Below are 21,229 nucleotides of genomic sequence, written 5' to 3'. Positions count from 1 at the left end.
TCCGGCTTTAGTAGCAGGTGTTCCCTGGACAGGTTGAGCAGGGAACGGGAATTCGTTTGACGATGGTTTTGGGAACCATGTGACAAACGGGAACCTGGATTTCTTTTTCAACCTGGACGGGAACACAAACTGTGTAATCGACCATTTTTTCATGAGGGACGCAGTCGTAGACTGTGTATTTTTCTTCGCGAGTTTCCGTACGAGGCACCATTTCGGTGTAGTGGACGACTCGTTCAGAAGTTTCCTGGACATAGCGGCAAACGCGTACGTTACGTACGGCTGTCTTCTGCTCCATATGGCAGACGGTGTATGTGTATTCCTGCTTTTCGGGAACCATTCGGCAAACTCGTCGAGTACAAGTTCGTGTTTGTGGTTCACAAACGGTTGTGCAGTAGCGGTATTCCTGATCGACATAAACCGGACGGCATGTCATGTAAGGAATCTGCTTTTGGACAATGTTTGGCTGCCATCGACGGCAGATGATGGGGCGGCAAACGGTATAGCAACCGCAGTTTCCTGGGCCGCAGCCGATGTTGCAGCAAGGAGCAGCAACGACGTTATCGACCCAGCAGCCTTCATCGACGCAGACCGTTCGCATCGCAGTCACAGGTTCCATGTGACAAACCTTACGGACACCCGTATGCCACTCGGTTCGAGGAACCATCACCGTGTACTCGTAAGGAACTTCGTCCCATTCTGCACGACAGACAGTTCGGTAGCCAACCTTCTGTTCGTAAACCGGTTCACAATAATTATAAGAAACTTCACGATCTTCATAGACCGGACGGCAGGTCACATGAGGGACTGTTTTTTCACGCTTGACGGGGTCGCAAACAGTGTAAGAAACCTGACGGACTTCAGTACGAGGGACTCGCTCGTAATAAGTGACAGGACGCTGACGAACTTCGTGTGTGTATTGCGTGGTCATTACCCGGCGAGTTTCGTAACTCGTTTCGGGAACCATGACTGTGCATTCCACTTCCTGCCACTTCGGTTCGCAGACTGGACCGCAAGGGGCACAGGAGTAATCATCGAGACAATTAATTGGCCCGACTCCGCAATTCCACAAACGACAGGCTCGGCGACGAGCTTCTGTGGTTGTTGGCGACGAGAGCAGTAGCGTCGTCAGCCCCATTAAGAGTGCAGCTTTGAATTTCATCTTGTCCTCGCTCATCTTGCTGTTAGTTAAGGTAACTTGTGCGGTTAATGACAAATGCACAGCTTACACATAAAGAATAGCAGAGCGAGAAACAAACACCAGCGCAAACGGTCTATTTAACTCAAATTAACATTGAACTTACCGTTGGCGGGGAAATCAGTTACCGACTTGAATTGTATATTCAGCGGCTGGATTTTCACCTTTACGAATGATGGCTTTGAGTTCCTGTTTGCCATAGGCGGAACGATCAACTCTCAGGAGCAGGCGATGCGATCCCTCGTCAACCTGCAGGTTTTTCAAATCTGCAGCCGAAATTCGCTCGTCATCCACCCAGATCGTCATTCCCTCGGTTGAAGTCAAATCAATGCTGATATTGCCAGCGACAGTGACTTCAAATTCAGCCATCAGGAAGATGATATTGCCTTTAGTCTTTTCGCGAGCTTCCTGCATGGAAATATTGCCGGAAGCAAAAGCATACAGAGGCTGCCATTTTTCCGGAGCGTATTCGAACAACATATTGCGGACGGAGTCGTCATCAAACAATTCGCCAGTCACTTTCCCAGGCGGATTTTGATAGACACGCCAGCGGTAAACAGTCGGATCAGCTGACATTGTGTAGCCGGGGTCTTTTCCGAGTGCTGATAAATAGCGGACCAAATCCAGGAATTCCTGATGAGTCAGGAACTTGGTCAAGCCAGCCGGCATGAGGGAATTACCTTCTTTTTCGAATTCGATATCATCAACGGCGATCGTTTTCTCTTTGCCCTGAGCGTCGCGAAGAATGATACGATCATCGTCCTGATCGACGACGATGCCAGTGTGCTGCAAGCCGTCAATATCGACAATCAGCAGTGTTTTATAAGCCTCTTTGATTGCCTGGCTTGGAAGCAGCAAAGAGTTTGCCAGATAATCAATTGGCGAACTTCCGCCAACGGCACTTAAGTCAGGACCGACATTCCCCCCAGATTTTCCGATCGAATGACATTTGTAACAATTCAGTTCTTCTCGACGAAAAATCAATTCGCCGCGAGCGGAATCGCCGTGCTGCTGAACTTCCTGGGCCAACTGAGCCAGTTCTTCTTTGGTCAATGGTTCCATATTGGTATCCAACCCGGCCGCTTTGGAGAGCGGATCGGAGATGGCGGCTTCGTTTCGACCAGATGTGAGCATGGTTCGAATGGCTAATTTGGCAACATCCGGTTTAATTTCGACGCTTGCCAGGGCAGAGCCGAGTGCTTCTGGTCCAGATTTTCTGTCCAGAAATGGCTGAATGACATTATTGAGATTGTCTTTGGGTGTCGCTTCACTCAGAAATTTTGCAGCCGAGTCAGCGGCCAGAGCCAGATCAATCCCTGCCAGAGCTTCAATCGCCTGAGAACGTACAGCTTTGGAATGCTTGGATGTTGTCAGGGAGACGATTGTCTGTCGAGCATCTTTGCCACCCAGATTCGCCAGAGCGGTGATGATACTTCCCGATAAACTCGCTGGTGTCTTGGGATTCTGCAGGCTCTTTTCCAGATCCCCTGCCAGTTCTTTTACATCCCAAAGACCGATCAACTGAATCAATTGCTTTTGCATAGCCACATTTTCGTCGGAGATCGCAGACTCCAGAGCTTTGCCAAGCGAGGTCAAATCGCCCTCGGGTTTCAATTTTCGGTCACGGGTCGTATTTGCCAATAGCTCGAGAATGACGAGACGGGTTTTGGGTGAATATGTCTCAGCGGAAATCGCTTTATCGAATACATATCGCAGATCGACCGCATCGCCTCGTTTACAGATCAATCCGAGAATTGTTGGCAAACGTTCTTCCGGTATCTTTCCACTCTCAAGCATGCGAACCATTGGTGCCACAGAGGAATTTTGGGCAAATGTGGAATGCTCGGAAACCAGATTGATCAGAATAACGGAAGTTAATAATAGCGCAATGCGACAGGACATAGGATTTCTCTAACGAAACTCAATGGAATAATAATCAGGTGAGACAAATAAGGCAGGAGCCGAAATCACTTTGGGAGTGATTCAACATATTCATCTTATCCAAGTCTAGCCATATGATTCAATCGAGTTCGTCAAGTTCATCGAGTTGAGCACGAAGCAGATCCCGTTCTTTTCGGGTCATTTCCAGATCGAACATCAGATATTTGATGTCCAATCTCAACTGTGCCAGGGCTTCCTGGACAAGATTGAGAATGCGACGCCGACGACGGACGCAATCGACGACCTGATCGTAACTTTCAGACATTTCTCGCTGAACTGAAGCGGGCATTCGCTGTAAGTTAACCCCCAATTCCACCAGTTCACGGGGTAATTCACTGGATTCCTGGGCTTCAAGTCTTGAATGTGGTGAAAGCATAATATGATCCTGAACATTCCGGGTTATCATTACTGCCAAGTCAAAACCCAGTAAGCCCATACTGATAAGGGAGTTATGTCATTTTCAAAGCTGGTTTTCTCAGGATAGACTGTGAACTCTGGTGTTGTCCCAGTGCGTTGATGTCTGATATTCTCAGGAAAACCAGCCTGCAAATTGATTTTTGTGATTGTTATGAGATACCCATTGCACCACAAGCAGATTGCGGAGGAACCCGGTATTCGTTGAAATCACGGTATCAATTTGTTTGATGAAGACGATTTTGCAGGTCCTGCAGGGGGAAGTCCAGTGATAATTTTCGGATCGTCAGGATTGTATCGAAATTAATAAGTCGAACGCTCAAAGTCTGACACCTTCTCATATTTTAACACTTTTGAACCTCTTCAATATTTTCTGCAGTATCTCGCTGGTCATTACAAATTTTTAACTCAGCTCAGGACGAGCCAACGTGCTTCAGCCAGTACAATTCACAATCCTCAGTGATCAAGCAGATTCGGTGGTAAGAAACCGTTGCTTTTCCAGCTTTGTCTGTGTTTTGCAGGGTTTCCTGCTGGCTTGCATTTTCTCAACATCATCTGGCTCAGTTCAAGCCGAAGAGTATGTGGATGATTTCGATGGCGATGAGATCGGTTGTCGACTTTATTTTGATGAAAAGCAGGTGCAGTTGAAACTGCAAGAGCGAACCAAGTCTCTGGCCTTTTCAGGTATGGGGGCAGAAAGATTTCAATTTGTTGCGGCTGACAATAATGTCAGTCTGGTGATTGAAACCGCAGTCAAGCCGACGCGCGTGTTTGAAGAATTGCGAATCTCTGCTGCAGTCTTTTGTAATCGACCAGGCACACAGCTAGCTGCGCGAGTTGTCTTTCCTCATCAAATTGATCCAACGACCAAGGAACCAGTCACTCGATTATTTGTCGGACAGACCTTAACGGAAGTGACGAAATGGCAGGAACTGAAACTCACAACGACTGATAGTCAGATCGGCAAGCACCTCATTTTGTGGCGTGCCTCATTGAAGCCGCAAGAGCTTGATCCCAGGGAAATGTATATTGATCGCGTTTACCTGAAACAGACACTCGGGAAAGGCATGACAGAAATCATGCTCGACAATTTAAGGATGTCGCCAATTGTCGAACCCGAAACCGAGTGGCTCAATCAATCGCAGGCAGAAGCAAACGAGCCGAGAAAGCCGACGATCGAATTTCAGCTTGATCGACTTATTGTAGAGGGACGACCGATGTTTCCGGTGATTGTTCCCTATCAGCACGAACCTGTGGAATTATTCAAACAGATTGGCCCGAATGTCGTCTGGGTCGATAACTATCTGAATCGCAATCTGGTCAATCAGTTGAATCGTGAGCGAATCTGGGCGACAGCCTGGCCTCCCAGTGTGAAATCAGAAAATGGAAAAATTCTCGATGCCGCTCAAGGCAGTCTGGCCCCATTTGGTGAAGAAACCGATGGCGTACTGTTCTGGAATCTTGGTGTTCGCATCGATCCGACCAGTCATCAGCAATTAAAGCACTGGGTTCATCAGGTCAAAACGAGCGATCGCGAACAGCGGCGGCCAATTCTAGCCGATGTCACTGCAGAGGAAACGATTTTCTCGCGCGATGTCGATATGCTGGGCATCAGCAAGCATATCCTGCAAACTCCGTACAGCCTCAAAGCCTATTCAGAACATTTAAAAAGACGCATGAGGCGCGCTCAGCCGGGAACGTTTGTAATATCCTGGTTGCAGACTGAACCTTCCCGTGAAATCGCCGACTATCGAAAAGGAATTGGATTATCGCCTGCAAGCGTTGAACCAGAGCAGATTCGTCTGCAAACGTATCATTCGTTATGTGCCGGCTGCAAAGGGCTTGGCTATTGGAACTGGACTCCCTTAAATGCAGAAGGTCCAGGCTTCGAAGAACGTCGATTGGTACTCGAACAACTGATGACTGAACTTGATCTGCTCGAACCGTTTCTGGCAGGTGGAGAAGTCATCGATAAGTTTCAGGTTTCACTCTCCAATTCCAATGGCTCTAAACGAAACCCCATTCAACAAAATCTTCTTGAAACTTCATCAGAAGAAGAACTCTCGTGTGCCCTGATTCGCAGTGAGCATGGATTGGTCATTCTGATGTCAACTCTGGAGCCCGACTCTCAATATGTTCCGGGACCATTGGCAGCAAACGATTTGAAAATTCTGGTGCGAAGTCTGCCAGAATCCGCTTTTCTCTGGCAAATTACACCTACTGGACTATGGCCGCTGGAAACGTCACGCAAAGCGGGTGGAACAGAAATCCGTATTCCCCGCTTTAATATGACAGCCGCTTTGATGGTCGCCACCGATCAGGGCGTGGCTCAGGAAATGGAACGAAAGATCCAGCAGATTCAGTCTCGTGCGGCTGAGTTATCGTTAGAGCTTGCGGAAGCAAAATTTGAACGCGTTCAGAAAATTGATTCCGAACTCAATGAACTGGGAGTCGGCCTTTCGGCTGGTTCGCATCTGCTGTTGCAAAGTCATCGACTGATTGAGGAATCGAGACTTTCACTCAAAAAACAACACTATCATCAAACCCGAGACAATGCAGAAATGGCTTGCCAGCTTCTCCGCATTCTCCAACGAACTCACTGGCAAAATGCAGTTCAACATTTGTCGTCTCCAACTTCGGTCCCCCATGCGGTCTGCTTTCAGACACTGCCTGATTATTGGAAACTGATTGAATTGCTGGGGCAACAGGAAGACTCCCCGCGAGCATCGCTTGTTCACACCGCTAACTTTGAAGATGCCGACTCGATGCGGGTTGAAGGCTGGACGCGAGATGTCACTTCTTCAGAACAAGTAGCCGTTTACGATGCCCTGGACCCGAGTCACGTTCACGAAGGTGATTACTGCCTGCGGATGGTTTCGGTGCCGACGGAAAATCAACCAGTGGTCACAATCGATGAGCCCGTTGTCCGCTATGAAACTCCCGCCATTCCCGTTAAGGCAGGAGAACTGTTACATGTCACGGGTTGGATTCGCATCCCTCGTCCTCTGACAAGCAGCCTGGAAGGTTTTCGCATTTATGATACCCAGTTCGGCTCCGCCAATGCCCTGCAATGGACGCAGGAAACTGAATGGAAACAGTTTGAAATGATGCGCCCGATCTGGAAACAGGAGGATGTGCACATCGTAATGGAACTCTACGGCCTGGGTGATGTCGCGATTGATCACGTTCAGATTAAAACCATCACACTACCCAATATGCAACGCGGCCCAATCGCCAGCCTCGAGCCCGATACTGAAGAGGACTCTCCCACAAAAACAAGTCAGAAAGCGCTTGATTTGTTGAAGGGGTTCTTGAAATAGATTGAGAAAGGTTAGAGATTAGTGCTGAGAGGTTAGAGTAGTGGTATTAATTGTAGGTTGGGTTAGCGAAGCGTAACCCAACAAGCACTTCCATCTTAATTTCCGCCTTCCTCCTTCTACCTTCCCGCTTCCACTCGAATCATTGTCATTCCAGAGAGACTGCCTCGGGACATTTCGGGAAGATAGTCGATCGCTTCTTCCAGTGAGATCGTTCGTTCGATCAAATTGCCGAGTGGAATGTTGGCTCGATGGATTAACTCGAACATCGCGGAATATCGAAATGCCTGCATTCCGTGGCAGCCGAACAGTTGAAGTTCGTCAGCAATGACATGCCCCATTGGTATTTCGGGTCGAGCATGTTCGCCTGTCATGAGGCCGATTTGCAAATGTCGCCCCCGCTTTCGCAGGCTTGCCAATGATGCATGAAAGGTTGTCAGACTGCCCAGGGCATCGACAGAAATGTGTACGCCTCCATTGGTGAGTTCTCGTACAATTTGAGAAACATCGTGAGTTGCGGCGGCATTGACGATTTCATCAGCCCCCAATGATTTTGCTTTTTGCAACGTATCTGCTGAAACATCGACAGCAATCACCCGGGCCTGGAGTGCTTTTGCGATCAGTAATGCCGAAAGTCCAACACCTCCGCAGCCGAAGATCGCTATCGATTCTCCTGCTCTGAGTTGACCTTGATCGACGATCGCGCGGAACGAAGTGGCGAACCGGCAGCCGAGACTGGCTGCTTCGAGTCCGCTCATTGATTCGGGCAGTTGGACAAGATTGACATCGGCCTGATGAATCGCCACATATTCGGCAAAGGATCCCCAATGTGTGAAGCCAGGTTGAGTCTGATGAGGACACACTTGCTGATCTCCCTGGTCGCAATACTCGCAGTGACCACATCCGCAGACAAAGGGAGCGGTCACACGCTCACCTGCCTGAAATCGCTTGACCTGGGTTCCGACTTCAGAAATCGTGCCTGCAAATTCATGTCCGGGAACATGCGGCAACTGGATCATGTCATCGTGTCCCATCCAGCCATGCCAGTCGCTGCGGCATAATCCCGTTGCTTCCACTTGAATCAGCACACCATCGGCTGGACATTCAGGCTTGGGGACTTCTGCAATGTAGGGTCGGGATTGAAAATTGTCGAAAGTAAGAGCGCGCACAGGGAATTCCAATCGTCAGACAGTTTCTACTTGTTCTCAAGAAGGACCTCGGGAACGAGACGGATGTCCTGCCGTTTACAGCAAAAGACACTATTCTGTCGCATTTCACTCGAAAGTCTTGCATGGAAGGATCAGGCAGACTACAACCGTTTAGCAATGGGCATTATTCTTTACAGTCCATTTTCAGCGTTTACAACTTACAGGCAGCCATTGGCTGATTATTTTGACCATAAATTTGAAGACCCCATAAGGCGACGGCATGACTCATCCCTGGCACGATGTGACCCCTGGTGAAAATTTACCTCTTGAATTTCAGGCGATTATTGAAATCCCGATGGGTTCAAGTGTGAAATACGAACTGGACAAAGAAACTGGCTTATTGCGACTGGACCGGATGCTCTACTCGGCAGTCTACTATCCGGCAAATTATGGATTTATCCCCCAAACTCTGGCCGAAGATGACGACCCGTTGGATGTTTTGGTCATGTGTAAAGAAGCCGTCGCCCCTTTGACGCTCGTTAATGCACGGGCCATCGGGTTGATGACGATGATTGACAGTGGCAAGCCGGATCACAAAATTCTGGCGGTTGCCGTGGATGATCCCGAGTACAATCATGTGCGGGAAGCAGATGAATTACCGACACATCGGTTGAATCAACTCCGGCGCTTCTTCCAGGATTACAAGCAGCTGGAACAAAAAGTTGTCGAGGTGAACAAAATTCAACCAGCAGAGCCCTGTATGAGTATTATCGAAGCTTCCCTCGAAGCTTACAGTTCACGTCGACGAAAAGGCTTTGGTGCGTATCATCATTAAAATGAGCAGCGACTAAAGTATTCTGGAACAGCTGACTGATTTTGGAATCTTTTTTCATTTGATTTCCTGCATGGTCTGTGTAGATTGTGATTTAGAAGGTTATGCATCAACAATCAGGAATAGGTTTTTTCATAATCTTTAGGGAGGATGTGATGGCAATGGAGTTTTGCCGGTAATAATGTTGTTTCAAAAGTCAGTCTGAAATTCATGATCACTGTGTCGCCTTCAGAGCCTATCTTTAATGAGGAAGGAGAAATTCCTTCCGAACCTCCACGGCATGTCATTAAGCAGGAATTGGCAGCGGACGAAAAATTGCAGATGAAGGACCTGCATCAGCAGTCCGGCAGTGCCGTTCTTCGTCAGCAGTTGAACAATGTCGCAATTGTGTTACTGATCTGGGCATGCATAACACTCTACTATCAGCAAATGTGGATTGGTCTGGTCATTTGCTGGCTGGCTCTCGGGCACTTTTTTCACACAAAGCCGCTCTCTCTGCACGATGCCAGTCATGGCACTCTCGACAAAAATCGACGTCGAAACACCCTCTTCGGCATCGTATGTGGCACAGGTTCTCTCGTTCCACTGAGCGTTTATCGTTATGCCCATGCGTATCATCACGGTTTTATGGCAACCAAATCAGACCCGGAACTCTGGCCCTTTAACGACCCCCAGACTTCCCGTCCATTTCGCATGCTCTGCGCATTTCTGGAAATCTTTTTTGGTTTCATTTACACGCCACTGTTATTTGTCAGATCTCTGTTTGTCTGCGGCAAACTCAAAAAAGACTTACGAAAACGCGTCATTTTTGAATACAGCCTGATTTTCCTTGTCTGGGGAACGTTATTTTCTGTTGTCGCCTGGCAAGGCTGGTGGGTGCAATTCATCGTTGGATTTGGAATTCCGTACGCCTTTGCGGGGATGTATCAGACTTTGAATAAATACACTGAACACATGGGACTGCTAGGGGATACTGTCCTTTCCGGGACACGTACGGTCATTCCCAGAAAACGCATCGATAAAACAATTTCCAATATGATGCAACATGTCGATCATCACGGAACCCATCATCGATATGCCCGCATCCCGTTTTACTCACTTCCGGTAGCCAGCGAAGTCGTTTACGGTGAAAACAATCCGGAAAATCCGGTCTACTCAACGTATGCTGCGGCCTTCTTCGCGATGCTGCCAACGCTGTGGAATCCCAAAGTGGGAAGCCAGTGGAAACAGGACGCATCGGCGTAAGCTGTTGTATGCGGTGGACTTCAGTTGCAGAATTCATATGCAAAACCAATTGTACTGCAACAATTGATGGCCTATGCTCTCCCACCAACGCCCACCTTGTGTGTATAATGCCAAATCTGGCCGACCATTTAACATTTGGTTGTGCCGATTCATCTCGCCTGCGAATTGATTGCTTAGCTTACCAAGTCTAAATATTCGAAGTTATAGATGAGATCTGGCACGCTGATGGCGTGCGTTTCCGTAAATTGAATACCAATATAAAGCCCCAACAGGGCATTGAGGACAGGAATGGCCGCTTCAGGGAGGTCAACGAGTAAAGCTGGACGGATGGAACGCGAGTTCATTCGCAACTTTTCAATTATTGCCCACATCGACCACGGTAAAAGTACGCTGGCCGATCAATTGCTGCTGCAATCAGGAGCGATTACGCAACGCGATTTCAAAGATCAGATGCTCGACGATCTGGATATCGAGCGTGATCGTGGAATTACCGTGAAAGCTCACGCGGTCGCTCTTCGTTACGAATACGAGGGGCAGACATACGAATTGAACTTAATCGACACCCCCGGCCACGTCGATTTTCACTACGAAGTGTCCCGCTCACTGGCTGCCTGTGAAGGGGCATTACTGCTCGTCGATGCCTTTCAGGGTGTGCAGGCACAGACGGTTGCGAATGCCTATGCTGCCATTGAGGTCGATCTGGAGATTATTCCGGTCGTCAACAAAATCGACTTGCCAGTAACTCGCGTCGAAGAAGTTCTCGACGAAGTCGAAACCGTTCTCGGGTTGGATGCCACTCAGGCTCTGCGGGTCAGTGCCAAAACCGGAGTCGGTGTCGAGACGGTGTTCAAGGCGATTATCGAACGAATTCCTCATCCGAGTGGGCACTCCACCTCTCCACTGCAAGCTTTGATTTTCGACAGCAAATACGACAGCTTTCGAGGCGTCATCATTTATATTCGCCTGGTCGAAGGGCAAATCGCCAAAGGGGATAAAATCCGCTTCATGCGAACCGGCGGGGTTCAGGAAGTGATTGAAGTTGGCCAGTTTATTCCCAAGCTGACGTCCTGTGAGTCGCTGGGAGCCGGGCAGGTCGGCTATATCATTACCGGTGTCAAAAAACTGGAAGATGTGAAAGTCGGCGATACGGTCACTCACGAGCATCGCAAAGCCGAAAAAGCACTGCCGGGTTATCGTGAACCCAAGCAGATGGTTTTCTGCGGCATGTATCCGATTGAAGCGACTGACTTCGAGAAACTGCGCGACGAACTCGGAAAAATGAGTCTGAATGATGCCAGTTTCTCATTCCAGCCGGAAACCAGCGATGCCCTCGGTTTCGGATTCCGTTGCGGGTTCCTGGGAATGCTGCACATGGAAATCATCCAGCAGCGACTCGAACATGAATCCAATATCGATCTCATTCAGACCGCGCCGAACGTCACCTATGAACTGCTCTTACGAGGCGGACAAGTGATGATGCTCGATAATCCGCAGGATGTGCCGGATGCAGGCAGCATCGAGGAATTCCGAGAGCCAATCGCTAAAGTGAATTTCATTGTACCAACATCCAATATTGGCGTTTTGATGCAGATGTGTGAAGAACGCCGTGGGAATTACATCAATACCGAATACCTCGGCCCGGATCGCGCGCAAGTCATATACGAATTACCGCTCGCGGAAATTATTTACGATATGCACGACCGCCTCAAATCGGCGACACGTGGTTACGGCACGATGGATTACGAGGTCACAGGCTACAAAACTGCCAACCTCGTGAAAATGGATGTGCTGGTTAAGTCGGTTCAGGTCGATGCGTTGGCAACAATTGTGCATCGCGACGTGGCTGAAAAGCGAGGTCGCGGGCTGGTTAAGCGACTCAAAGATGAAATCTCCAAGCATCAGTTTGAGATTCCATTGCAGGCAGCGATCGGAGGAAAGATTATTGCCCGCGAGACGATTTCTGCCTTGAGAAAAAACGTCACGGCGAAATGTTACGGTGGCGACATCACGCGAAAACGGAAACTGTGGGCCAAGCAGAAAGAGGGGAAAAAACGCCTGAAACAATTCGGTCAGGTCGAAATTCCTCAGAAGGCGTTCCTCTCGGTGCTGGAAGCAGGCAAAGACGATTGACATCCTGTTCTAGAGCTTATTAAAAAAATACCTGCAGCGTTCAGCAGGAGTAAACACATCGCTTTTGGGACATTTAATGTCCATGCGACGCAGATACCATTTGAAAATGGTCTAAACGCTCGATGTGTTGTGTGCCGAACGGATTCAGTCAGAAATGCCTCTCTGACGGCACGAATGACGAAGCAAAACCGAAAATCCAGGGAATTCGCAAAGGGACTCGCGATCGGATGATAAATCGAGAAATCATTCTCCGCCATTACGCAGGACCGATTTTACGAACGGTATTACCGCAGGTTGCAGGTTACAGTAGCGATTTATTGAAGGTTTGAGCCCTATGTTTCCTGTCAATTGTTTCCTGTCAATCCTCGCTATGTTTTCTTGGAATACGGCTATTAAGTAAATGGTCAGCGGATGTTATGGAAATGATGTGCAAATACGGTCGCTCCGTAAACGGCACCGTCCTTCACTCCAGGAAGTCTATCAAAAGTGTATTCTACTCATGAGTCCGATTTAGACTTCCTCAAGCATGGTATTCGCATCGCCGAACGTTTCTGGATGCACGTCCATCTTGTCCATCATTGAGAGGAACAGACGGCACAACTGACGTTCGGGTTTGTCCATGTAATCCAGAATACGGCCTCCCTGCAAACGTCCCCCGGCACCGCCAAGCACGATCACAGGAAGCTGGTCGTTATCGTGTTTCGCTCCGGCCATCATGCTTGAGCAATGCATGAGCATCGTGTTGTCGAGCAACGTACGCGAGCCCTCTTGAATCGAGTCGAGCCTGTGCGCGATGTAGGCCACTTGCTCCATGAAGAATTGATTGACCTTCAGCCAGTCCTCGCCGTCGGAATGCGATAGCAGATGATGGATCATGTAATCGATTCCGTGCTGTGGTTGCTCGACACTTGCCAGATTCGGAAATCTCAGCGCGCTGTGATCGTTGTTGAGCTTCAACGTTGTGATTCGTGTGGTGTCGGTCTGAAAACCGAGCACGAGGATGTCGCTCATGAGCCGCATATGCTCGGCGATGTCCTGTGGAATGCCGTCGGCGGGACGGTTCATGTTTGGCTTTTCGAGTGTCGGACGCCAGCCTTGAACTTCACCTCGGTTGCCAGCGTTTTCAATGCGCGTCTCTACATCGCGTACGGAATCAAGATATTCGTCCAACTTGCGCTGGTCAGTGGTACTGATACGACGTCGCAGGTCCTGAGCGTCCGCCAGCACGGCGTCGAGCACACTCTTGTCACCGGGTGCGACTTCGTCCTTGAACAGACGGTCGAACGCCAGCGCGGGATAGAGCTCCAGCGGCGTCGGCGTCGTGGGTGAATTCCACGAAATGTGCGAGCTGTAGAGCATCGAGTAGTTCTTGTGGACCGACGGGTTTGAATGCTCGCATCCCAGCACGAGACTCGGTACTTTCGTCGATCGTCCGTAGGTCTGAGCCAGAAGTTGATCGAAGCTTGTTCCCGAACGTATCTCACCGCCCGAGGCGATGGGCGCACCGGACAGGATGTTCCCCGTCTGCGAACTGTGGATGTTTCCCTTCCGTGCTTCTTCATGATAGAGGCCGCGCACGAACAATAGCTTCTCACGAAAATCGCTCAGCGGTGCCAACGCCTTGCCGAGTTCCATCTCGCGGCCTTCACCCTTCGCCCACCATTGTTTCGAATGAAAACCGTTACCGGAAAACAGCACCGCCAAACGCACCGGTGCTTCGCTCGCTGGCTTGGTGATATGCGGTTCGTCGCCCCACACATTGAACGATTCGAGCCACGGCAAGGCCATGCTGACGCCCACTCCACGCAGGAAGAAACGTCGAGAGAAATGATGTTGGTTCATGTTGACTCCAATGTAGATGTTGGTCTGTAGGATGGGTCACTCTTGCCCGCGGATTTCGCGGAACTGTGGGCTCAGGACGATCAGTTCGATGGCAGTGCTGACTCGGTACTCATGCGAATTAAGCTGGACGAGCATGTCGTCCAGCAGCGGTTTGTCTGACAGTTGCACGCTGCGTCCCAGTGCATAACCGAGTAGTTTGCGGCAGAACTGGCGGAGAAAGTCCTCTCGGCGTTGCTCCAGGAGATACGAGCGCAGGCCATCTATACCATTTAACTCTCCTCCACCTGGGAGTTTCGCCAGCGTGTCGATCGGCAGTCCTGCGGCATCTTCGCTACGTGCTCGGCCAATCGCATCGAAGCCTTCCAGAGCGAAGCCAAAGTGATCAATGCGTTCGTGGCAACGAGCACAGTTGGGATCACTGCTATGACGTTCAATCAACTGGCGTTCCGTCAGACCTTCTGGAGCTTCTTCCGGCAGAATCGGCACGTCTTTGGGCGGTCGCGGAAGTTTCTCGCCCAGCACGACTTCGCTAATCCAGTTGCCTCGCAGAATTGGGCTGGTACGCGATGCGCCACTCTGTTTCGCAAGCGTTGCGGCGAAGCCTAGCATACCTCCACGACCGCGGGCACGCAGGCCTTCAACCCGCTGCCAGTCGTTGTCTGGTAAATCGCCGCCCGGCAACTCGATGCCATAGTGCCCGGCAAGTGCGGCGTTCATGAAGCTGTGGTCGGCGTCCAGCAACGACAGCACCGACCGATCCGCCTGGAACATGTCCATCAGGAAACGGACAGCCTCTTCCTGCATCTCGTCCCTCAATCCAGCAAATGTCGGAAAATGCCGTTCGCTCTTTTCGTTCAAAGTTTCGAGATCGCGAATGTGCAGCCATTGGCAGCCGAATTCAGTCGCGAGCCGCCGAACTCTACCATCCTGCAACATGCGGCGGGTCTGAGCGACCAGTACCTCACTGGAGTGCAACCTACCTGAGGCGGCTACGGTGCGCAATTCTTCGTCGGGCGAGGAAGACCATAGAAAATAGCTCAGTCGCGTCGCCAATTCCCAATTGCTGACGGGATTGGATTTCGAGCCTTCTTCCACAAGTTCGCCGCGATACAGAAATGCGGGCGACGTCAGCACACGGGCAATAAGCAGGCGAACGGCTTCCTCGTGGGCGACGCCTTTGATCCTCAGAGTTTGATAGAGCTCTCGCATGGCTTGCTGTTCCAACTCGGTCAGGGGATGACGCCACGCCTGCTCGGCAAACCGAATTGCAGCCTCGACGTGCAGCGGTTGCACGTCGACCTGCAACTTCTTGAACTCATCCGCTCCCCGCATGATCGGTTCGCGTAACGGCTCCAAACGCTTGTCGCCGTTCGGTGCGTTAGGACCGTCTTGCGTTGAGTATTCCCAAATCTGTTCGAATGCATCGACCAGCGTGAGTGAATCTCGACTGACGAAATGCAGTTCGGCCCACAAACGATCCAGCTTGGCATGTTGCTTATCATCGAGCATCAATCGCGACAGCAGTTTGTCTTCGCGATGAAACAGCGTCAGGGTCACCACTTCGTCCACGGGCACAATGGTCGTATAGCAGACGGCGGCGGGAAAGATCTCGCGAAATTCATAGAATGCCGTCTCGAATCGTTGGCGGGCAGCGCTGCCGTCGTGCACCAGCACGGGCGCCTCGAACGCCATGGACGGCATGCTTGACGTCCAGGCCCCATTGAGATTCTCGGAGTTGTAGGTTCCGGGACGCAGCTCTGTGGCTGTTGGTTTCGTAGTTGTGACCTGGAGTTGCACGCTACCCTCGCCCCCGCTGGTGGGATGTAATCGTCCCTGCACGATGAACTCCGCTCCGTCAATCAGCGACGCGGGGAGGCGTACTTCAATCAATGATGGAGCCCGCACACATAGACTGGTCGCGGCGACATCAGCGCCGTCAGGATGTTTGCCGAAGAGTGCGGAATCAATTCCATATGGGAATTCCGATTCTTCGTCATCCACGACCCTTGCCGATCGCAATGCCGATGCCAGCAACGGCCCCGTGAACGACAGCAGTTGTGCATGCGTTGTTCGATTGGGCGAGTCGGCAGGAATCGAGTCGAAGTCTTGTTGAAGCAATTGTTGCACCTGAAGAGCGAGACGGGAACGCGCTTCGGCATTTTTCTCCCGACGCCACAGAGCCAATAGCGATTGACCGGGAATGGCTGCCGTGACGCCGTGCGTTTCCGGTTCACCAAAAAAGTACCAGACGTCTCGATTGCCGAATCGATCGGCGTGGGGATTGCCTGCCAGGATGTCGGGAACGATATCCTTGGCCAGATCCCATTCTTTCTCAGCATCTCGAATCGTCAGTTCGATTGCTGTGAGATCACAGACGTGGTTTCCCTGGCCTGGACCAATCACCAGCGCAATCATATCGCCAGCCTGCACAGACACGTTTTCAAAACGTCCCATGCTGCTGACTTCATTGCCCTTCGTGACGCCACTGGCAAAAGATTCTCGCGTATTGCCTCGACGCACTTCGAGCGTCCATGTCACTCCATTTCCGCAGGCGGTGTGCGCGTCCTGCACGGTTCCGGTGATCGTGACGTTTCTCGCTTCGGGACAGTGCCAGCCGATGACCGACGAGAGCGCAGGCGACGGATGCGTGGCAATGCTGAAGGGTTTCATGGTCCCTGGAATCTGCACCGTGGCGTCGGATGAATTCGCGAGCACACTGTAAGCCTCTTCGCCGCTCCAGCCTTTGATGAACCCGTAATTAGTCGTCCCTGAATAACCCCGATCATGCGTTTTGACGCCTGATTTGTTCAGGTGCGTGTCTACGGACTTATCAGAAAAGGCCAAGTGTTGGGGTTTTGTCCCGGCAAAATGAATTGATACAGCCGGCTTTTGAGTTTTCCGTTGAGTCTGTCGATGGCCAGGATGGGTAAAAACCAGGCGCAGGCCAGACCGGCCAGGAGCTTGCGCAGGTTGTAACCAATCGCACTCACCAGAGCATTGATGCGATCTCCTTCGCGACCCTTCAAATAGTTTCGCTCCATCCGGTGATCGCTCTTGAGATGGCCAATTGTTGGCTCGATTGCGCTGCGACGTTTGAGCATTTTCCGAAACGCCCGCGTCGCTGTTTTTGGAATCCGCCCGGCCAGATGCACCTTCCCTGATCCCTGATAATCATGGCCACGATAGCCACGATCAACTATGATGTGTGCGGGCTCAATCTCAGTGATCTTCACCACCTGCTGAAGTGTGTGGCCATCGAAGGGATTCCCATGTAAAGCAAGCACACCGACAATGAAGTTATTGGCATTCGTGGTCGCCACACTCACTTTGCAGCCGAATTCATACTTCTTGTGCGCCTTCCCTTTGGCGATGCACTCGACGTGCGGTTCCGTCGGTTGACGGTATCATAAATTGAAAAGAGCTTAAGGCATGATTACGTGAGAAGTGAATCATTCGATCGGAACAAACCAGCCTCGCTGGGACGCTGTAGATTTTCGGACTGTCGGTTCGCTGTTGTTTAAATATTTGCCTTACGATTGTCAGCAGTTGCTCGAGGGCTTCCCGGTGCGTCGGATTCGTGATACTGGTCAACTTCCGCGACACATCCCGCAGAAGGCAGCCGAGGTGCGTACGGAGTTTGCGTTCGCATTTGCGGGCGCGCCGGTAGTGCTTCGCACGGGCATAACGCCCCTGCATCACCAGGAGAGTTTTGTTGGTGAATTTGTAGGATCGCCGCAATACCACACCCGCATTTTGAGCCATTCGAACCAGCGAACGGGCCGCTTTGAAATACAAACGCGCATCGGTCGGAAAGGCGATTGCTTTGGGCTGGACGGTCGTGTCGATATTGATTTTTGCGAGCTGGGGTTTGCGAAGTTGCCCTGTGCGCCGGGCGACGTGAATCGTTTGCTGCAGAAGAATTTCGAGACGCTCGGCTCCGAGCCGCGAACGCCAGCGGGAGAGCGTGGTGGGATCGATCGGCGGCTTATGCTGCATCACCGTGTAGCCGCAGAACCACTGCCAATAAGGGTTCTCGATCCAGCGTTGGATGAGTTGCTCATCACTCTGGTCGAAGGCGGACTTCAGATAAAACAATCCCATCACAACCCGCACCTCCGTAGCCGGTCGACCATTGTCGTCACAGAAAACAGGTTCAATTTCCTGACGAATCGCATCCCAGTCGATTAAAGCAGCCAGTTTGACGAGAGAATGCTCCAGATCAATCACTTTTTTAAGCGAAACAGTGAACAAATCCGGTTCAGAACGGGAATTTTTCGGCAACATTTTTGTTGCCAGCTTTTGAGAGGAATCGAAAGAAAGCTGGTCAAAAATACCAAACCGAATTGGCTCTGCAACCCTAAAATGGAAGACTTTACAGGGTTATGCAGGGACGACTAGACTACTGGGAATCAAAATTCCTATCAGCAACGAGCCTGCCACATATGGGGTGGCAGTTTACTGTTGTCGTCCACAACAACAAGCCTTCGGAGGCCCCGCATGAGTCAACTCTTTGCAACATACTCTCCAACATGGTTCGTTCGGATCGGCGCGGTCGCACTCCTTGTTACGTTGGCCGCCAACACGACAAGCGCCCAGTCAACACCGACGTCCGCTCTGAAGATCACACCGCCGAATCCGCCGAACGCGGGCATCCTGTTCATTAACCATTCCACGACCAATCGTAGCGGTCATCTGGGGCATGCGTTAGTGGAATACGACAACGGCAAACTTCTTGCCTTCTACCCCAACTGCTCCGGCGACAACGGCGGACACTCGGCGGTCGGATGGATGGAGTTCAAACGATCGTTGGACGGCGGACGGACCTGGAGCAACCGGCTGCCGCTGCCGTTCTCGAAGCAACTCTTTAAGAAAGTCGAGGGCCGCACGGCGATGGCCGAAAAAGCGGTACTGACAGATCAAGGCGACATCGTTTTGTTCTACCTGATCTGTGACATCTCGACGACCGCGCTGTGGCAACCTTACTGGACACCGCTGTCTTCCATTAGCTCGGACGGTGGGAAAACATGGAGCGAGCCCAAGCCGGTGTGCGAAACGCGCGGCCGAGTTTACGACGCCGTGTATCACGATGGAGAAATCCGCGCACTGCATTTCGCCAACGACGCCACGGGAACGTGGTGGGGAACGACCGACGAGCACATCTTTGAACTCCACGTCAGCAGCGATGGCGGCAAGACCTTCACCCGACGAAGCGCGCTGCCCTTCAACACCAAAGACCGCGGCTATGGATCGCTGGGCCGTCTGGCGAACGGAGATCTGATCGCCTTTGTTTACAACCGCACCAACGAGCATGACCTCGACTACACAACCAGCGCCGACGGCGGCACGACGTGGTCCACCGTGAAAACCTCGCACTTCCGCCGCAAAATCCGCAACCCGCAATTCATTGGCTTCAACGGAAAGTTCTATATGCATGGCCGTAGCGGTGCGTATGGCGAAGGCAGCGGTCACATGATTCTTTACACTTCGCCCGACGGTATGAAGTGGGATGATGGCGTCTACCTGCGCATGCAAGACACCGGGACCGGCGCGTATTCCAACAGCATCATCGTCGGTTCGAAAAACGACCAAACCCCGAATCGTTTGCTGATTCAGGCTTCACACGCTTACGAAGATAGTAAGACAAACGTGTTGCACTGGTGGCTGGACTGATCTGTGGCAGGCGTTTTATTGAAATTGCTCAACACGGGCGACGGCAAGGCATTGTTGGAATACGGCTGGCTGACTGCACACGGCTATTGGTGTTGGCACCTGAAAACTTTGATTGACAAGCAATTCATCACCAAATTTCAGCATGACAAAAGCCATGCATACGAATAACGCCATGAACATCAGTGACGATGAAAGCAATCAAGAGGATCAAGAAGATGGAAAGTGCCTACAAAATATCCGGCATGCATTGCCAATCATGTGTTACGAAACTGACCGATGCCTTGCGGGGTGTCGATGTTATCGAACAGTTTCTTCAAACCATTGGCGTGACGACGAGCAAGCTGCTCGCAACGATCTGCATCGCCAGCATGAAGCGCATTGAGCAATTCACGATGCGACTCCGCAGTTTCCGAATGTGTCTGAGAAATCATTGAAGCATGCATTCGCTGCATGCTCGCCAACCAGAAGACAAGCTGCGGTCGCAGCAACTGCCAGGCAGCAAGCAGCCTCGAATTTTCGGCGGCTCGGACGATCTCCTCATGGAAAGCGATGTCCAGCAAAGTTAACTGTAACAGGTTCGGTGCCGCTTCGATCTGTTCAATACAGCGAGTCAGTTTTGAGGCAGAATGTTCGGTCAACCGCGTACACGCCAATCGAATCGCAGCGGAATCGAGTACTTCGCGAAACTCGACAATTTCCTGAACATCCGCCTGAGTGAGTGTGCGAACAATGGCCGTGCCTCGAGAATCAAATTCAAGCAAGCCTTCTTGTGCGAGTTGAAACTTGGCCTGCCGCACCGATGCGCGACTTACACCGAACTGGGTCGCCAACTGAGCTTCTGCAAGCGACTCGTCTGGTTTGAGACGCCCGTCCAGAATGGCTTCGCGCAACTGGCCTTCGACATCGTTGGTAACGCTTTGTTTTTCGACCTTTCTAAAGGTCGAGCTATTTTTCAGCGTCTTTTCTCGTAATTTGTTCATGAGATTACGATAATCAGTCGACGGTCGACCGTCAACCATTTCGAAATTTATTCTTTATGGATGATCAGAGGCATGGCTCACTTCCTAATCAGGATGGTTTCACCCGTGGAACCATCTTTTTACTGGAGCGTACAGGAGTTTGCGGATGAGTCGGGCACGAACAGCCAGACTTCGGGCAGCGCGAATTTTTCGATACCTTGGTCCGTGAGGAGTCGCGATTGCGGTCAGGTGTGGGCGTGAGGAACCACACGCCGTCAGCACGCTGGCAAGTGATTGTTTTTTCGTTCATTGAGACGAACAGCAGTGTGAGAATTTGATACCGTCAGTGGAAATATGAGAAATTACTCTCTAATTCGTGAACTCCTGTATTTATTTAATTCATTTTCCACATAATGAACGTGTATCAGAGATCGACGAAATATTATGATGACTGGACGAACAGTTAATTTGTACACCTTCAGGCCAAATTTTCTTATCTCTGTGCAAATTCAAAAAGTTCTCAGGCAACAACAGGA

At 50.9% G+C, this 21,229-nt stretch carries 15 protein-coding genes; 6 read left to right on the top strand and 9 right to left on the bottom strand.

The window, feature by feature from the left end; translation table 11 throughout:
- Positions 1-7 precede the first annotated feature (7 nt).
- From Pan54_RS01420 to Pan54_RS01410, 3 genes are all read right to left on the bottom strand, one after another.
- Positions 8-1,159 (bottom strand): hypothetical protein, encoded by a 1,152-nt coding sequence (locus Pan54_RS01420; RefSeq protein WP_165441520.1) that lies wholly within the window; start codon positions 1,157-1,159, stop codon positions 8-10.
- 156 nt (positions 1,160-1,315) lie between these two features.
- Positions 1,316-3,097 (bottom strand): HEAT repeat domain-containing protein, encoded by a 1,782-nt coding sequence (locus Pan54_RS01415; protein WP_146501761.1) that lies wholly within the window; start codon positions 3,095-3,097, stop codon positions 1,316-1,318.
- A 118-nt stretch (positions 3,098-3,215) separates the two neighbouring features.
- Positions 3,216-3,512, bottom strand: a complete 297-nt coding sequence (locus Pan54_RS01410; RefSeq protein WP_146501759.1) for a transcriptional regulator — start codon at positions 3,510-3,512, stop codon at positions 3,216-3,218.
- A gap of 466 nt (positions 3,513-3,978) precedes the next feature.
- Here Pan54_RS01410 and Pan54_RS01405 point away from each other — a divergent pair, with 466 nt between their 5' ends.
- Entirely contained in the window at positions 3,979-6,870 is a 2,892-nt protein-coding gene (locus Pan54_RS01405) for a hypothetical protein (protein ID WP_146501757.1), read from the top strand.
- Between the two features lie 116 nt (positions 6,871-6,986).
- Here Pan54_RS01405 and Pan54_RS01400 read toward each other — a convergent pair whose 3' ends face one another.
- Positions 6,987-8,036, bottom strand: coding sequence for a zinc-dependent alcohol dehydrogenase family protein (locus Pan54_RS01400; RefSeq protein ID WP_146501755.1), 1,050 nt, complete (start codon positions 8,034-8,036; stop codon positions 6,987-6,989).
- A gap of 259 nt (positions 8,037-8,295) precedes the next feature.
- On the opposite strand from Pan54_RS01400, the gene Pan54_RS01395 reads away from it, so the two are divergent.
- The 4 genes from Pan54_RS01395 (at position 8,296) to Pan54_RS01380 (ending at position 12,551) form a co-directional block, all read left to right on the top strand.
- On the top strand, positions 8,296-8,850 hold the full coding sequence (locus tag Pan54_RS01395; RefSeq protein ID WP_146501753.1) for an inorganic diphosphatase: 555 nt from the start codon (positions 8,296-8,298) through the stop codon (positions 8,848-8,850).
- A 207-nt stretch (positions 8,851-9,057) separates the two neighbouring features.
- Positions 9,058-10,092 carry a fatty acid desaturase family protein gene (locus Pan54_RS01390; RefSeq protein ID WP_146501751.1) on the top strand — a complete coding sequence of 345 codons (1,035 nt, stop codon included), beginning with the start codon at positions 9,058-9,060 and terminating at the stop codon, positions 10,090-10,092.
- 288 nt (positions 10,093-10,380) lie between these two features.
- Positions 10,381-12,222 (top strand): translation elongation factor 4, encoded by a 1,842-nt coding sequence (lepA, locus tag Pan54_RS01385; protein WP_146501750.1) that lies wholly within the window; start codon positions 10,381-10,383, stop codon positions 12,220-12,222.
- Positions 12,223-12,353: 131 nt separating this feature from the next.
- Complete coding sequence (locus tag Pan54_RS01380; RefSeq protein ID WP_146501748.1) at positions 12,354-12,551, top strand: hypothetical protein; 198 nt, start codon at positions 12,354-12,356, stop codon at positions 12,549-12,551.
- A gap of 181 nt (positions 12,552-12,732) precedes the next feature.
- On the opposite strand, the gene Pan54_RS01375 is transcribed toward Pan54_RS01380, so the two are convergent.
- From Pan54_RS01375 to Pan54_RS01360, 4 genes are read right to left on the bottom strand one after another with little or no spacing between them, the layout of a single operon-like run.
- Complete coding sequence (locus Pan54_RS01375) at positions 12,733-14,064, bottom strand: DUF1552 domain-containing protein (protein WP_146501746.1); 1,332 nt, start codon at positions 14,062-14,064, stop codon at positions 12,733-12,735.
- 36 nt (positions 14,065-14,100) lie between these two features.
- Positions 14,101-16,908: a DUF1592 domain-containing protein gene (locus Pan54_RS01370; protein WP_207310014.1), complete on the bottom strand. Its 2,808-nt coding sequence runs from the start codon at positions 16,906-16,908 to the stop codon at positions 14,101-14,103.
- Positions 16,884-17,384 (bottom strand): transposase, encoded by a 501-nt coding sequence (locus tag Pan54_RS01365; protein WP_242631188.1) that lies wholly within the window; start codon positions 17,382-17,384, stop codon positions 16,884-16,886. The genes Pan54_RS01370 and Pan54_RS01365 overlap by 25 nt, the downstream gene beginning before the upstream one ends.
- Positions 17,385-17,403: 19 nt before the next feature.
- Positions 17,404-18,348 carry an IS5 family transposase gene (locus tag Pan54_RS01360; RefSeq protein WP_146501742.1) on the bottom strand — a complete coding sequence of 315 codons (945 nt, stop codon included), beginning with the start codon at positions 18,346-18,348 and terminating at the stop codon, positions 17,404-17,406.
- A gap of 213 nt (positions 18,349-18,561) precedes the next feature.
- On the opposite strand from Pan54_RS01360, the gene Pan54_RS01355 reads away from it, so the two are divergent.
- Positions 18,562-19,734 (top strand): sialidase family protein, encoded by a 1,173-nt coding sequence (locus tag Pan54_RS01355; RefSeq protein WP_146501740.1) that lies wholly within the window; start codon positions 18,562-18,564, stop codon positions 19,732-19,734.
- Positions 19,735-19,988: 254 nt separating this feature from the next.
- Here the strand turns inward: Pan54_RS01355 and Pan54_RS01350 are convergent, their stop codons facing one another.
- A complete protein-coding gene (locus tag Pan54_RS01350; protein WP_165441518.1) occupies positions 19,989-20,714 on the bottom strand; it encodes a GntR family transcriptional regulator in 726 nt (241 codons plus the stop codon).
- Between the last annotated feature and the right edge of the window lie 515 nt (positions 20,715-21,229).

This window comes from Rubinisphaera italica (genome assembly GCF_007859715.1).
GTDB classification, from domain to species: Bacteria; Planctomycetota; Planctomycetia; order Planctomycetales; family Planctomycetaceae; genus Rubinisphaera; species Rubinisphaera italica.
This window is presented reverse-complemented; position numbering and strand designations above follow the sequence as displayed.